Annotated in this window: 16 protein-coding genes and 1 other annotated feature (1 of these 17 cut by a window edge); all 16 genes read left to right on the top strand. The window is 34.5% G+C overall.

What is annotated here, in order from left to right:
• Positions 1-11 precede the first annotated feature (11 nt).
• The 16 genes from murB to E3U55_RS05540 all read left to right on the top strand — a co-directional run bounded on the left by murB (position 12) and on the right by E3U55_RS05540 (position 12,716).
• The gene (murB, locus tag E3U55_RS05615) at positions 12-911 is read left to right on the top strand and encodes a UDP-N-acetylmuramate dehydrogenase (protein ID WP_134339368.1); all 900 of its coding nucleotides are present in this window, start codon (positions 12-14) and stop codon (positions 909-911) included.
• A 90-nt stretch (positions 912-1,001) separates the two neighbouring features.
• Positions 1,002-1,796, top strand: coding sequence for a cell division protein FtsQ/DivIB (locus E3U55_RS05610; RefSeq protein ID WP_134339367.1), 795 nt, complete (start codon positions 1,002-1,004; stop codon positions 1,794-1,796).
• 119 nt (positions 1,797-1,915) lie between these two features.
• The gene (gene ftsA, locus E3U55_RS05605; RefSeq protein WP_134339366.1) at positions 1,916-3,208 is read left to right on the top strand and encodes a cell division protein FtsA; all 1,293 of its coding nucleotides are present in this window, start codon (positions 1,916-1,918) and stop codon (positions 3,206-3,208) included.
• A 63-nt stretch (positions 3,209-3,271) separates the two neighbouring features.
• On the top strand, positions 3,272-4,405 hold the full coding sequence (gene ftsZ, locus E3U55_RS05600; RefSeq protein WP_134339365.1) for a cell division protein FtsZ: 1,134 nt from the start codon (positions 3,272-3,274) through the stop codon (positions 4,403-4,405).
• A 154-nt stretch (positions 4,406-4,559) separates the two neighbouring features.
• Positions 4,560-4,967 carry a preQ(1) synthase gene (queF, locus tag E3U55_RS05595; RefSeq protein WP_134339364.1) on the top strand — a complete coding sequence of 136 codons (408 nt, stop codon included), beginning with the start codon at positions 4,560-4,562 and terminating at the stop codon, positions 4,965-4,967.
• The gene (locus E3U55_RS05590) at positions 4,957-5,607 is read left to right on the top strand and encodes a queuosine precursor transporter (protein ID WP_134339363.1); all 651 of its coding nucleotides are present in this window, start codon (positions 4,957-4,959) and stop codon (positions 5,605-5,607) included. Before queF ends, E3U55_RS05590 begins: the two co-directional genes overlap by 11 nt.
• A gap of 153 nt (positions 5,608-5,760) precedes the next feature.
• Positions 5,761-6,675: a sigma-E processing peptidase SpoIIGA gene (locus E3U55_RS05585; protein ID WP_194840827.1), complete on the top strand. Its 915-nt coding sequence runs from the start codon at positions 5,761-5,763 to the stop codon at positions 6,673-6,675.
• Positions 6,675-7,394: an RNA polymerase sporulation sigma factor SigE gene (sigE, locus tag E3U55_RS05580; protein ID WP_134339361.1), complete on the top strand. Its 720-nt coding sequence runs from the start codon at positions 6,675-6,677 to the stop codon at positions 7,392-7,394. The genes E3U55_RS05585 and sigE overlap by 1 nt, the downstream gene beginning before the upstream one ends.
• Before the next feature lie 145 nt (positions 7,395-7,539).
• Positions 7,540-8,322, top strand: a complete 783-nt coding sequence (sigG, locus tag E3U55_RS05575) for an RNA polymerase sporulation sigma factor SigG (RefSeq protein ID WP_134339360.1) — start codon at positions 7,540-7,542, stop codon at positions 8,320-8,322.
• 465 nt (positions 8,323-8,787) lie between these two features.
• A complete protein-coding gene (locus E3U55_RS05570; RefSeq protein ID WP_134339359.1) occupies positions 8,788-9,039 on the top strand; it encodes a YlmC/YmxH family sporulation protein in 252 nt (83 codons plus the stop codon).
• 61 nt (positions 9,040-9,100) lie between these two features.
• A complete protein-coding gene (gene pgeF, locus E3U55_RS05565; RefSeq protein ID WP_194840826.1) occupies positions 9,101-9,901 on the top strand; it encodes a peptidoglycan editing factor PgeF in 801 nt (266 codons plus the stop codon).
• Positions 9,902-9,921: 20 nt separating this feature from the next.
• Positions 9,922-10,602, top strand: coding sequence for a YggS family pyridoxal phosphate-dependent enzyme (locus tag E3U55_RS05560; RefSeq protein WP_134339357.1), 681 nt, complete (start codon positions 9,922-9,924; stop codon positions 10,600-10,602).
• Between the two features lie 10 nt (positions 10,603-10,612).
• Entirely contained in the window at positions 10,613-11,050 is a 438-nt protein-coding gene (locus E3U55_RS05555; protein ID WP_134339356.1) for a cell division protein SepF, read from the top strand.
• An 8-nt stretch (positions 11,051-11,058) separates the two neighbouring features.
• Complete coding sequence (locus E3U55_RS05550; RefSeq protein ID WP_134339355.1) at positions 11,059-11,322, top strand: YggT family protein; 264 nt, start codon at positions 11,059-11,061, stop codon at positions 11,320-11,322.
• Positions 11,323-11,341: 19 nt separating this feature from the next.
• A complete protein-coding gene (locus tag E3U55_RS05545) occupies positions 11,342-12,115 on the top strand; it encodes a YlmH family RNA-binding protein (protein WP_134339354.1) in 774 nt (257 codons plus the stop codon).
• A gap of 85 nt (positions 12,116-12,200) precedes the next feature.
• Positions 12,201-12,716: a DivIVA domain-containing protein gene (locus E3U55_RS05540; protein WP_134339353.1), complete on the top strand. Its 516-nt coding sequence runs from the start codon at positions 12,201-12,203 to the stop codon at positions 12,714-12,716.
• A 61-nt stretch (positions 12,717-12,777) separates the two neighbouring features.
• Positions 12,778-12,947, top strand: a binding site (T-box leader) (it continues 46 nt past the right edge of the window).

Here is a 12,947-nt window from a genome sequence, read left to right as displayed (position 1 = left end):
GGATGATTGAAATGCAACAAATTGTAGATCGATTAAATGAACTATCAGTTGGTAAAGTCAGTCTAAATGAACCGCTAAAGAAACATACAACCATTAAGATTGGTGGCCCTGCTGACTTGTTTATTCAACCCCAATCTATTCAAGGCTTAAAAGATGCCATAGATGTACTTAAAGAAAACGATATTCCTGTTCAAGTCATTGGTAGAGGTTCTAATCTTCTAATACCAGATGAAGGTATTAGAGGAGCTGTCATACAATTCAGTAAAGGACTCGACCATCTTGAAGTAATGGATGACCAAATTCGTGTAGGTGGAGGATATCCACTTGTTAGATTATCAGCTGTTATTAGTAGAGATGAACTGAGTGGCTTTGAATTTGCTGGAGGTATTCCAGGAAGTATAGGCGGTGCTGTGTACATGAACGCAGGTGCTCATGGATCCGACATCTCTAACATCTTAGTTAAAGCCCATATATTGTTTGAAGATGGTACTACTGAATGGCTCACAAATGAAGAAATGAAATTTGATTATCGTAAATCGGTTTTACAAGATGAAAGAAAAGGGTATTGTATTGAGGCAATTTTCCAATTAGAAAAAGGCGACAAACAAGAGATTCTTGCTGAATTGAAAAAGCATAAAGAATACAGACGCGAAACTCAGCCGTGGGATCATCCTTGTGCAGGTAGTATTTTCAGAAACCCTTTACCTAACCATGCTGGTCAACTTGTTGAAGAACTAGGGTTGAAAGGACACCAAATAGGTGGCGCTAAAATCTCTGATTTACACGGTAATTTTATTGTTAATGAAGATGACGCGACTTATGATGATGTAATGGCATTAATTGAGTTAATTAAAGACCGTGTTAAAGACAAATATGATATTGAAATGGTAACAGAAGTAGAAATTCTTTAATTTAAGCAAAAATACCTTATTATTATAGGGTTGACTTGTGATATAATAAATAAATAGAATTTACAAATTTTTTAAGGGGAAACTTTTTGAATGGCTCAGAAAAAAGTAGTTTCGATAGAAGATCGAATTCCTCAATTAAAACTAGAGAGAAAAAAGAAAGCCAATCGGCGCTTCTTCACTTATCTAACCGTAATCTTATTCTTAATAATGGTGATTGTTTATTTGCAGTCTCCATTAAGCCACATTCAATCAATCCAAGTGTCTGATAATCGTGTTGTTACAGAAGAGGATATTATTGGTTTAAGTGAATTATCTACAAACCAATCTTTTTGGATGATTGATGTTGAGGATGTCGAACAAAAGGTTTCAGAGCATCTGGAAATCAATAACGTTGATGTTGAGAGAAGTTGGTATAATCAAGTCAACATTATTGTTAATGAGCATAGTCGAGTAGGTTATGTGAAATCTAGTAATCAATTTTATCCAATATTAGAAAATGGAAAAATACTTAAAGAAATTCAATTGGAAACTCCTAGAGGGGATGCACCAATTTTATATGGTTTCTCAAATGAAGAACAGTTAAGTCGATTGACTAACCATCTTTCAAAATTAGATGAATCAATTGTACAGTTAATTTCTGAAATTTATTGGGAACCAGACGATATGAATCAAGATCAATTGAGAATGTTTACAACTGATGGACAAGAAGTTATTGCATCCATCCACAATTTCTCAGAAAAAATGAAAGTATATCCTTCTATTTCATCTCAGTTAACACCTGATATGAAGGGGATATTATATATTGATGTTGGTGCATACTTCCAGCCTTATGAATCTGGGGAAGAAGTTCAATTGGATTCTTCAGAAGAAGACTCTGATTCTTAAATATGTACAAAAATGTAATTTTTTTAATTGAGTAGAAGGTATTATATAAAATACATTGAATTAATGTATAAGGAAAACAAAAGAATTCGTAGCAGATGCCTTAGTCGGAGGTGCAGAAGTTGAATCGTAGTGAAATATTAGTCAGTTTAGATATTGGTACTTCCAAAGTCAAAGTAATTATCGGTGAAGTTTCAAATGATACAATGAATGTGATTGGTGTTGGTGTAGCTGAATCTAAAGGAATGAAAAAGGGAGCTATTGTTGATATTGACCAAACCGTTCATTCAATACAAAATGCTGTAGATCAGGCTGAACGTATGGTAGATATGGAAATTAGTCGAGTTATTGTAAGTATAAACGGCAGTCATATACAACTTCAAAATTGCCATGGAGTTGTTGCTGTATCAAGTGAAACAAGAGAAATTTCAGATGAAGATATTCAACGAGTAATTGAGGCTTCTCAAGTTATGTCTATTCCGCCTGAGAGAGAGATTGTTGATGTCATTCCTCAACAATTCATTGTAGATGGTCAAGATGAAATAACAGACCCACGTGGGATGATTGGCGTTCGTTTAGAAATGCAAGGAACATTAATTACTTGTGGACGAACAAATTTACATAACATTCTAAAATGCGTTGAACGTGCAGGTTTAGAAGTACAGGATATTTGTTTACAACCATTAGCTTCGGGAGAAGTTGCGTTATCACCAGATGAAAAAAATCTAGGTGTAGGCCTTGTTAATGTCGGAGCAGGTAGTACAACAGTTTCTGTTTACTCTGACGGTAACTTGGTTGAAACATCTGTAATACCTCTTGGTGGAGATAACATTACTAAAGATTTATCCATTGGAATGAAGACAACTACAGAGGATGCAGAAATTATTAAGCAAGACTATGGGCATGCCTATTTAAAAGATGCCATCGAAGAAAACACATTTTCAGTCACAACAATTGGAAGTAATGATCAACAAATCTTTAACCAAGTACAAATTACGGAAATTATTGAAGCAAGATTAGCTGAAATTTTTCATTTCGTATTACAAGAGTTCAGAAGAATGGGGTATAGAGATTTACCAGGTGGTTATGTCTTAACTGGAGGTGTGATGAGCCTGCCAGGAGTCATTGATTTGGCTAAAGATATATTTCAGACTAATGTAAGGTCATCAGTACCTACTCATATAGGTGTTAGAGAACCTCATTTTACAGTTGGTCTAGGCACCTTGCAATTTGCCTATCGTAATGCGAAAATACAAGGTAAAGACTATGTTAGTGGTATTCAAACTGATGAGCCACAAAAAGTCAAACCAATGAAAGATAAAAATGTAAGTAAAGCTAAGAAAGATACAGATAAATCTAAACCAAATGATAAAGAAAACCTAGTTAAACGATTACAGAATTACTTTTTCGATTAATATTTAGTGATTCCTTCACAAAAGTCATTGAAAAGGAATTTTGAACAATAGGAGGAACAAAAGATGTTAGATTTCGAATCAAATGTTGATCAACTAGCCACAATAAAAGTAATCGGTTGCGGCGGTGGTGGTAGTAACGCTGTTAACCGAATGATTGAACATGGTGTACAAGGTGTAGAATTTATTGCAGTTAATACAGATGCCCAAGCTCTTAATCTATCAAAAGCTGAAACTAAACTACAAATTGGTGAAAAATTAACACGAGGTTTAGGGGCAGGAGCTAACCCAGAGGTCGGTAAAAAAGCTGCCGAAGAAAGCAGAGAACTTATTGAAGAAGCACTTCAAGGTGCTGACATGGTATTTGTTACTGCTGGAATGGGTGGTGGAACTGGTACTGGTGCTGCACCTGTTGTTGCCCAAATCGCTAAAGAAATGAATGCATTAACTGTTGGTGTTGTTACTCGTCCGTTCTTATTTGAAGGCAGAAAAAGATCTACTCAGGCAACGAATGGTGTAGATTCACTAAAAGCAAGTGTTGATACACTAATCGTTATTCCTAATGATCGTTTATTAGAAATTGTTGATAAGAACACACCTATGTTAGAAGCATTCCGTGAAGCAGATAATGTGCTAAGACAAGGTGTACAAGGTATTTCCGACTTAATTGCTGTTCCGGGTCTTATTAACGTTGACTTTGCAGACGTAAAAACAATTATGGCTGATCGAGGTTCAGCATTAATGGGAATTGGTGTGGCTACAGGTGAAAACCGAGCGACAGAGGCTGCAAAGAAAGCTATTTCTTCACCATTACTTGAAACTTCAATAGACGGTGCTCACGGTGTATTAATGAACATCTCTGGTGGAGCTAACTTAAGTTTATTTGAAGTACAAGAAGCTGCAGAAATCGTAACTTCAGCAGCTGACCAGGAAGTTAATGTGATTTTCGGTTCAGTTATTAACGAAAATCTTAAAGATGAAATTGTGGTAACAGTAATTGCTACTGGCTTTGATGAGAGCAAAAAACAAGACCAAGGACAACCACAAGGATTTCAACAGCGACCAGCATCAAATCCAAGTCCTTCTTTAAATCAAGCTCAACAACAACCACAAAGACAAGAAACGCCAAGTCGCAAATCTTTTGAAGAAGATACACTCGATATTCCTACGTTCTTAAGAAACAGAAATAGAGATCGATAAGAGTACAACCCTGTAGCTGAAAAAGCTATAGGGTTTTTTGTGTTTTTTGTGTCTTCCACTTATATTACTTCTCTGTTATAATTATATTTTGTGTTACCGCACATATAAGCAGTTCGCGAAATCCTGCTTAATCAAAACTAAGGAGATGATTAACATGTCAGAGAACTATTATCTACCAAGGTCAGGTCCAATGCCTAGACCGAATAGCGTCGAGGAAGGGCGCGAGATTTTAAAGAACGAGGCGTTTGATGCGCCGAATGTTCAATCAATTACGTTTAATGCGTTAGAATTTACTGCGGTCTGTCCGAAAACGGGTCAACCCGATTTCGGAAGAGTGGAAATCACTTATACTCCTAAAAATAAATGCATTGAATCTAAGTCATTGAAGTTTTATCTTTGGTCATTTAGAGATCAAGGAGCATTTTGTGAATCATTGGCGGCACAAATTGCAGATGATATTGTTTTTGCTATTGAGCCTCTTAATGTTGAAGTCACAGTATACCAATCGGCACGTGGTGGCATTGAGCTCACCACAAAGGCGGTACGTGACAATGATGAGTAAAGATCAAAAGTTAATTCTGCTTAATGTCATTTTTGCAAGTGCTTTAGTTGTTGCAAATGTAATTGCTGGTAAACTTGTTATGTTTAGTGAAAACTTTATTGTTCCAGCTGCTGTAGTTGTTTATGCAGTCACGTTTTTAATCACTGATATCATTCATGAAAATTACGGAAAAAAACAAGCTAAACAGACGATCATCTTTGGGTTTATCGCACAAATTTTTGCAAGCATCATGATTTTATTTGGTCAACTTTTACCGGTTGCTCCTTTTGCACAAGAATCGCAGACTGCATATGAAACTTTACTTGGTCAAAATGCCCGTTTTGTGTTAGCGTCACTTGCAGCATATCTAACATCCCAACACATTGATGTTTGGATATTCTCAATGCTTAAAAAATTAACACACACTCGCCTTAAGTGGTTAAGAAATAACTTGAGTACTGCAATTTCTCAATTAATTGATACTACTGTATTTATTACGATTGCTTTTATTGGTAATGTACCAAATATTTGGATGATGATCTTAAGCCAATATGTAATTAAGTTAGGCATTGCTACACTAGATACACCGATTTTTTACTGGTTAACCAGAAAAAATAAACAAACAGATTCAGTAAACCAGCCTATGGAAGCTACTTCATAACTGATTTCAAATCATTCTAATCTTTATTATGACAAAACCTTGCAAAAATAGATGCAAAAAGAGCCGAAAAATTGACATGATTTTTCGGCTCTTTTTTTTATACTTTTAGGTACAAGCATAAAACTTTCTCTATTTCAAAAAGGGATGACTGTCGTGCAAATATACTTAGATTTAATATGGATTTTAAATTTTTTCTTTGATTGCCTTGTTTTGTTCGTCGTAGCTTGGGTTGTGCGACATCCTTTTTCTAAATGGCGTGTTGTTTTGGCGGGATTCTACGCTTCATTAATTATTCCATTATCGTTTATCCCTTCTTTGGACTGGCTCAATTTACCAATTATTAAAGCGTTGTATTCAATTGGCATCATCTTAATAGCTTTTTCATTCCAATCAATGAAAAAGTTTTTTATTTATTTTTTTAGTTTCTATTTCATTAACTTTGCAATCGGAGGTGGATTGTTTGGGCTTCATTATTTTTTACAATCTCAATATATCGATGCTCCTTGGTTAACACATATAAGCTATGGAAATATGGTTAGTTGGATATTTATACTTATTACTTTTCCTTTATTTCTTTGGTTTACAAAAGATCGATTACAATCCCTTTCCGTTATCAAGTTAAAACATGAACAATTATATGATGTAGTTGTAAAAATTAACGAGAATATGAGCTTTCACTTAAAAGGTTTTTATGATACTGGTAATCAATTAACCCATCCTCTCATGAACAAACCCATTATGTTAATTGACGAACCTACAGCAGCTGAATGGTTTGGAAGCGATAAAATTAATGAGTTAAGAAACAAATCACATTTAAGTCCAGACTACGAACTGCCTTTTGAGTATATTCCATTAAAAAAAGCCGGCGGAGATCATGGATACATTCCAGTATTTCAGGTTAAACAAGTTTCGATTAAAGTTGGTCAGTTTATTCATTCATCCAAAAGAGTTTATGTTGGTGTACACTTTGGGGAGTTTTCTCAGAGTCTGAATTATAACAGCCTGTTACATCCATTATTATTTCAATCTAAAAATACAAAGGTTCAACATGTGAAAGGAGTAATATAATGAAGCGAGTTTGGTACCGAATTAAATTCTTTTTCTTAACGTTAATTATTAAACTTAAAGGTAAGCCTGATGAAATTTACTATATTGGGGGGAGTGAAGCCTTACCGCCACCATTAACAAAAGAAGTAGAAAAAGAAATGTTAGATCGGGTGAGTAATGGTGATGCAGAGGCAAAGTCTAAATTAATTGAGCATAATTTAAGATTAGTGGTTTATATCGCTAAAAAGTTTGAGAATACGGGTATTCATATTGAGGATTTAATAAGTATTGGTTCAATTGGACTCATAAAAGCCGTTAATACATTTAATCCAGAGAAAAATATTAAACTGGCGACGTATGCATCAAGATGTATTGAAAATGAAATATTAATGTACTTAAGAAGGAATAATAAGCGTAAAACAGAAATTTCATTTGATGAACCTTTGAATGTAGATTGGGATGGTAATGAGTTATTATTATCTGATGTTTTAGGCACTGAAGAAAATATTATTACTAAAGACCTGGATTTGTCTGTTGATAAAAATTTATTAAAATCGGCATTATCAAAGTTATCAGGACGAGAAAAGCAAATTATGGAAATGCGATTTGGTTTGAGTGGTAACAAGGAACAAACTCAGAAAGATGTCGCTGAACAACTTGGAATTTCACAATCTTATATTTCAAGACTAGAGAAAAAAATTATCAGACGTTTAAAACGAGAATTTAATAAAATGGTATAAAAACCTTGTAGTAACTAGGGTTGCACCATTTCAAATAAATTAATCAATAGATATACAATATTTTGAAAATGAATAAATCCGCATAAAAACTTCCGTACTGGAGAAACTTTAAATTGAACATCATCTCCATGCGGGAGGGGCAAAAATGGCGAGACATAAAGTTGAAATATGCGGTGTTGATACTTCAAAGTTGCCAGTTTTAACGAATGAAGAAATGCGTGACTTATTTAGACGCATGCAGTCTGGAGAAGTACAAGCAAGGGAAGAATTAGTGAATGGTAATTTAAGATTAGTATTAAGTGTCATTAAGCGTTTTAATCATCGTGGAGAAAATGTAGATGATTTATTTCAGGTTGGTTGTATCGGTTTGATGAAATCAATTGACAACTTTGACTTAGGTCAAAATGTAAAATTTTCGACTTATGCGGTACCTATGATCATCGGTGAGATTCGTAGGTATTTAAGAGATAATAATCCGATAAGAGTTTCAAGGTCTTTAAGAGACATAGCTTATAAGGCATTACAAATTAAAGAACAATTAATGAGTAAAACATCTACTGAACCAACGACTCAAGAAATTGCAAAAGAGATGGATGTTCCACAAGAAGATGTGGTTTTTGCATTAGATGCCATTCAAGATCCAGTTTCATTGTTTGAACCTATTTATAACGATGGAAGCGATCCAATCTTTGTTATGGATCAACTAAAAGATGAGAAACAAAAAGATTCTTCTTGGGTTAATGATTTAGCCATTCGAGAAGGAATAAAAAGTTTAAATGATCGAGAAAAGCTTATCATTAATCAACGTTTCTTTGAAGGAAAAACACAAATGGAAGTTGCAGATGAGATAGGAATCTCACAAGCTCAAGTTTCAAGACTTGAAAAATCAGCAATTAAAGAAATGAATAAAAGTGTATTAGAAAACTAGTTCTTAATCACTGTTAAAGCTAAATGTTAATACAAGAAAAGGTAACATATATGAATTTAATGAAGAGTGAAAGGCGGCGACTCCTGGTCGACTAAAAACGGCCACGTCCTGCGCCTGCGGTTACTCGGCGGAAACTAATGCAAAGACGTATTTCAAGTAGCATTTGTGGCCAACTTCGACACTTGACCGTCCAGGTCTTCGCGGGAACAGCACGAGCGAAAATCGCTTTGGATGCACCTGCGTCTACTAGTAATGCTTCGAAGTAAGCTTACTCGGCGCAATGGTGCAATGAGGGTTATTCATTGAAGTTCCTTCGTTGAGGCCGTGCCCGCGGAAAGCGTCCGCCTGTAACGATTCGTAGAATTAACACAACTTTAACAAAACTAATTTTAAAGTAGCTCCTGAAATTTTCAGGGGCTATTTTTATGTGTCTTTTCATATATGTAAGACAAAGGGGTGATTTTCATGTTATTATCAGAACTTCAAACAAAAGATATTATAAATGTTGATAACGGTGAAAAAATTGGATTTATTAACGATTTAGAGGTTGATGTCACCATAGGGGTTGTTTTAGCATTAGTTGTAACCACAAGAGCCAAATGGTTTGGTTTATTCGGTGAAGAGGAAGAGTTATTAATCCGATGGTCAAACATCGAACGAATTGGAGCAGATGTAATCCTTGTGAAGATACCGCATATGAATAGACAATTTGAATAATAATATGCAGAAAATTGTTGATATCTATGGTAAAATAGGGAGTAATACAAGGAGCGATCGTATGGAAATCTTGGAACATCATGAAAATTATTTAGAAGTGAAACCATGGAAAGGATCAAATGTAACAGCTGGATTTTCTACTCGACAAAATGGTTATAGTCAAGCGCCATTTAATTCTATGAACTTAGGTCTACATGTGAAGGATCAACGAGTACATGTTCTAAAAAACAGGCAAAAGTTTAGTGAATGGATTAAACGACCTTTAAGTGATTGGAAATCCCTTAATCAAGTTCATAGTAATGAGATTATTGATTTAACTACATGGGATGGGGACTTAAATAAATTAAAGCATGACGAGGCTGCAATTGATGCGGATGGTATGTTAACCGATACCCCTAATCATGTGCTAACGGCTTTTTATGCTGATTGTGTTCCATTACTATTTAAAGCTAAACACTCTAATTTGATAGGGATTGCTCATGCCGGCTGGAAAGGCACGGTAAAAAACATAGGGCCACTAATGGTTAATAAGTTTATGGAAAAAGGGATAAAACCTGGTGAAATTGAAGTCATTATTGGACCGTGTATTTCAAAGAAGAATTATGAGGTTGACCAACGTGTCGTTGATCATATACCGGAAGCTTATCATGATGAGGTATTAACTCCGACTACAGAAGGTCATTTTTTATTAGATCTAAAACGATTAAATTTTCTGTATTTAGTCGATGCTGATGTCATAAGTGATTATATATATATAACTGAATATTGCACATTTAAAGATGAGGAATTATTTTATTCCTATCGTAGAGATCAAGGTGAAACTGGACGTATGATGGCATTTATTTATCTTAACAATAGTTAATCAACAAGAGGGGATGTCTAATGACCATTAAAGAAAATTATAATCAAATCATGAGCCAAATAAATGAAGCATGTCAGCGTTCCAATCGTCAGGAAGATGAAATAACTGTTGTCGCTGTAACTAAATATGTGTCAATTGAAACAGCTAACCAAGCGATTAAAGCAGGTATTCAAGATTTAGGCGAAAATCGTTTAGAAGGCTTTAAAGAGAAATTTGAAGTGATTGGTAAACAAGCTACTTGGCATTTTATTGGGACTCTACAGTCCCGAAAAGTGAAAGAAATTATAGACGATGTAGATTACATACATTCATTAGATCGTAAATCATTGGCTAAAGAAATTAACAAACGATCTAATAGAAAAATCCCTTGCTTTATACAAGTTAATACAAGTGGTGAAGAATCAAAACATGGTCTCCAACCTGAACAAGTGAATGATTTCATAAAATTATTAGGGGATTATGAGAATATAGAGGTTGTTGGATTAATGACCATGGCACCATTGACTGAAGAACAAGATGTTGTTCGTAACTGTTTTAAGTCATTGCGTAATCTTAGAGATCAAATTCAAGAGATGAACTTGAATCATGCCCCTTGTCATTACCTATCAATGGGAATGAGTCAGGATTTTGAGGTTGCTATTGAAGAGGGAGCCACACATTTGCGAATAGGGACAAGCTTAGTAGGAAAAGAGCTACAATAGGAGGTTTATTATGGGGTTTAAAGATAAATTCAAAGCTTTCTTTGACTTTGAAGAATACGATGAGGTTGAAGAAACGGTACAACACAACGAGCGAACTCATCAACACTACCGGGAACAACCTTCAAATCAAGATCAAAAAGATAATATCGTTAGCCTAACATCGGTACAAAATGATGCAAAAATGGTTTTGTGTGAGCCCACGAGCTATGATGAAACACAAAGCATAGCAGACCATTTAAAGAAAAGGCAATCAATCGTAGTTAATTTGCAACGCTTGGATCATCAAACTGGACGCAGGATTGTAGATTTTTTAAGTGGGACAGTCTATGCATTAAATGGAAATATACAGAAGTTAGGTCAACAAACTTTTTTATGTACACCCGAGCATGTGAATATATCGGGTAATATCACAGAATTATTTGATGAAGAACAATTTAATAGAAAGTAGGTAAATCAATGGAATTATTAGGTACCATAATTATTTTTGCTATTCAAGGTTATTCTTTTGCTTTAATTGCTTATATCCTAATGTCTTGGTTTCCAGGGGCAAGAGAATCTTCAATTGGGCAATTTTTAGCTAAAATTTGCGAGCCATTTTTAGAGCCGTTCAGAAAAATTATTCCTCCAATTGGAATGATTGATATTTCACCAATTGTAGCTATTATTGTTTTGAATTTAGCCGTTGACGGTGCTATAACTTTATTTACAAGATTTCTTTAATAAGTTAGTGAGGTAGCACATGGATATTTATCAACATTACAGACCAGATGAACAACCTTTCATTGACCAAGCGCTAGACTGGAAAGAGCAAGTTGAAATCCAGTACAAAACCATTGTCACTGACTTTTTGAATCCCAGAGAACAAACGATACTTCAATCCATAATTGGCAAGCAAAGTGATCTAATCCTTGACTTTTATGGGGGATACAAGCAAGCCGAGAGAAAAAAAGCAATACTAGCTCCATTTTATGAAGATATACAATCTAATAGCTTTAATATCACAGTTTTACAAGGTTCATTTCATACGAAGTTTGTCACTTTAACACATAGAGATGTGCTAGGAACTCTAATGTCATTGGGCATTCATCGGAAAAAAGTTGGAGACATCTTAGTTGATCACGGATTTTTTCAAATAATAGCTGATCAAGAAATTGCAGTATTTATACAAATGCAGTTAACAAAAATAAAAAACACGTCGATAACATTAAAAGAAGTGCCTTTCCAAGTGGTAATTAACCAAAATCATAATTGGTATGAAAAAGATAGTACAGTTTCTTCAACCAGGCTGGATGTTATATTAAAAGATATCTATCAAGTGTCTCGTCAAAAAGCTCAGGAATATATTCAAAAAGAAGCTGTTAAAGTTAATTACCGGGTCGTAAGTGATCCTTCATTTAGCCTTGAGTCAGGTGATTTAATTTCAGTTAAGAAAAAAGGTCGTAGTAAAGTCGTTGGATTATTGGGAGAAACAAAGAAAAATAAAATCAGAATAAGAACTGCCAGATTAAAATAACGTTTAATTTTGAAGGAATTCAACATTTCTTGTCGAAATAGTTATATAAATCTGGAGACGTATGAATACAAAAGGGGGCTACAAAATGGGTTTAACGCCATTAGATATTCATAATAAAGAATTTGCAAGAGGATTTCGTGGTTATGATGAAGATGAGGTTAATGAATTTTTAGATCAAGTTATTAAGGATTTTGAAAAAGTTATTCGTGAAAAGAAGTCTTTAGAGGAACGTGTATCTGAATTAGAAGAGAAGAATGGTCACTTTAATAACATTGAGGAAACACTTAACCGCTCAATTTTAGTTGCTCAGGAAACAGCAGATGAAGTGAAAAATAATGCGAATAAAGAAGCAAAATTAATCATTAAAGAAGCTGAGAAAAATGCTGATCGTATTGTGAATGAAGCTTTAACAAAATCTAGATCAGTTTCTATAGAGATTGAAGAACTAAAAAAACAAGCGAAGGTATTCCGTACTCGTTTAAAGATGCTTGTTGAAGCTCAACTAGACATTATTGATAATGATGATTGGGAAGACTTATTTGAAATTGAATCGAATGAAGAAGACAACCACCGTTTAGGTGAATACTCTACTTCTGAATAAATGTCTTGACGAAATAATCATTTTTTCATATAATTTCATATCGTATAAGAATAATAAAATTTTGAAAACGAAGATGGGAACAGTACTTAAAAGACAATCGTTTAGAGCGAGCTGGGGTTGGTGAAAGCCTGGTAACGACCTTTTAAGGAAGATCATCCCGGAGTTCCTTTTTGAATGAAGTAAAAGAGGACGTTTCATTCACGTTACGAATGTCGAGTGGAGTGACAAATT

It is taken from the genome of Filobacillus milosensis, from assembly GCF_004402015.1.
Classification (GTDB): Bacteria; Bacillota; Bacilli; order Bacillales; family Alkalibacillaceae; genus Filobacillus; species Filobacillus milosensis.
The sequence above is the reverse complement of the archived record's forward strand: the minus strand, read 5'-3'. Positions and strand labels throughout refer to the sequence as shown.

Excerpts from the sequence above, each read along its gene's own strand:
- queF (WP_134339364.1), top strand. The coding sequence starts at position 4,560 with ATGTCAGAGAACTATTATCTACCAAGGTCAGGTCCAATGCCTAGACCG.
- E3U55_RS05610 (WP_134339367.1), top strand. The coding sequence starts at position 1,002 with ATGGCTCAGAAAAAAGTAGTTTCGATAGAAGATCGAATTCCTCAATTA.
- ftsZ (WP_134339365.1), top strand. The coding sequence starts at position 3,272 with ATGTTAGATTTCGAATCAAATGTTGATCAACTAGCCACAATAAAAGTA.
- E3U55_RS05560 (WP_134339357.1), top strand. The coding sequence starts at position 9,922 with ATGACCATTAAAGAAAATTATAATCAAATCATGAGCCAAATAAATGAA.
- E3U55_RS05545 (WP_134339354.1), top strand. The coding sequence starts at position 11,342 with ATGGATATTTATCAACATTACAGACCAGATGAACAACCTTTCATTGAC.
- murB (WP_134339368.1), top strand. The coding sequence starts at position 12 with ATGCAACAAATTGTAGATCGATTAAATGAACTATCAGTTGGTAAAGTC.
- E3U55_RS05570 (WP_134339359.1), top strand. The coding sequence starts at position 8,788 with ATGTTATTATCAGAACTTCAAACAAAAGATATTATAAATGTTGATAAC.
- sigE (WP_134339361.1), top strand. The coding sequence starts at position 6,675 with ATGAAGCGAGTTTGGTACCGAATTAAATTCTTTTTCTTAACGTTAATT.
- E3U55_RS05590 (WP_134339363.1), top strand. The coding sequence starts at position 4,957 with ATGATGAGTAAAGATCAAAAGTTAATTCTGCTTAATGTCATTTTTGCA.
- E3U55_RS05555 (WP_134339356.1), top strand. The coding sequence starts at position 10,613 with ATGGGGTTTAAAGATAAATTCAAAGCTTTCTTTGACTTTGAAGAATAC.
- E3U55_RS05540 (WP_134339353.1), top strand. The coding sequence starts at position 12,201 with ATGGGTTTAACGCCATTAGATATTCATAATAAAGAATTTGCAAGAGGA.
- E3U55_RS05550 (WP_134339355.1), top strand. The coding sequence starts at position 11,059 with ATGGAATTATTAGGTACCATAATTATTTTTGCTATTCAAGGTTATTCT.
- pgeF (WP_194840826.1), top strand. The coding sequence starts at position 9,101 with ATGGAAATCTTGGAACATCATGAAAATTATTTAGAAGTGAAACCATGG.
- sigG (WP_134339360.1), top strand. The coding sequence starts at position 7,540 with ATGGCGAGACATAAAGTTGAAATATGCGGTGTTGATACTTCAAAGTTG.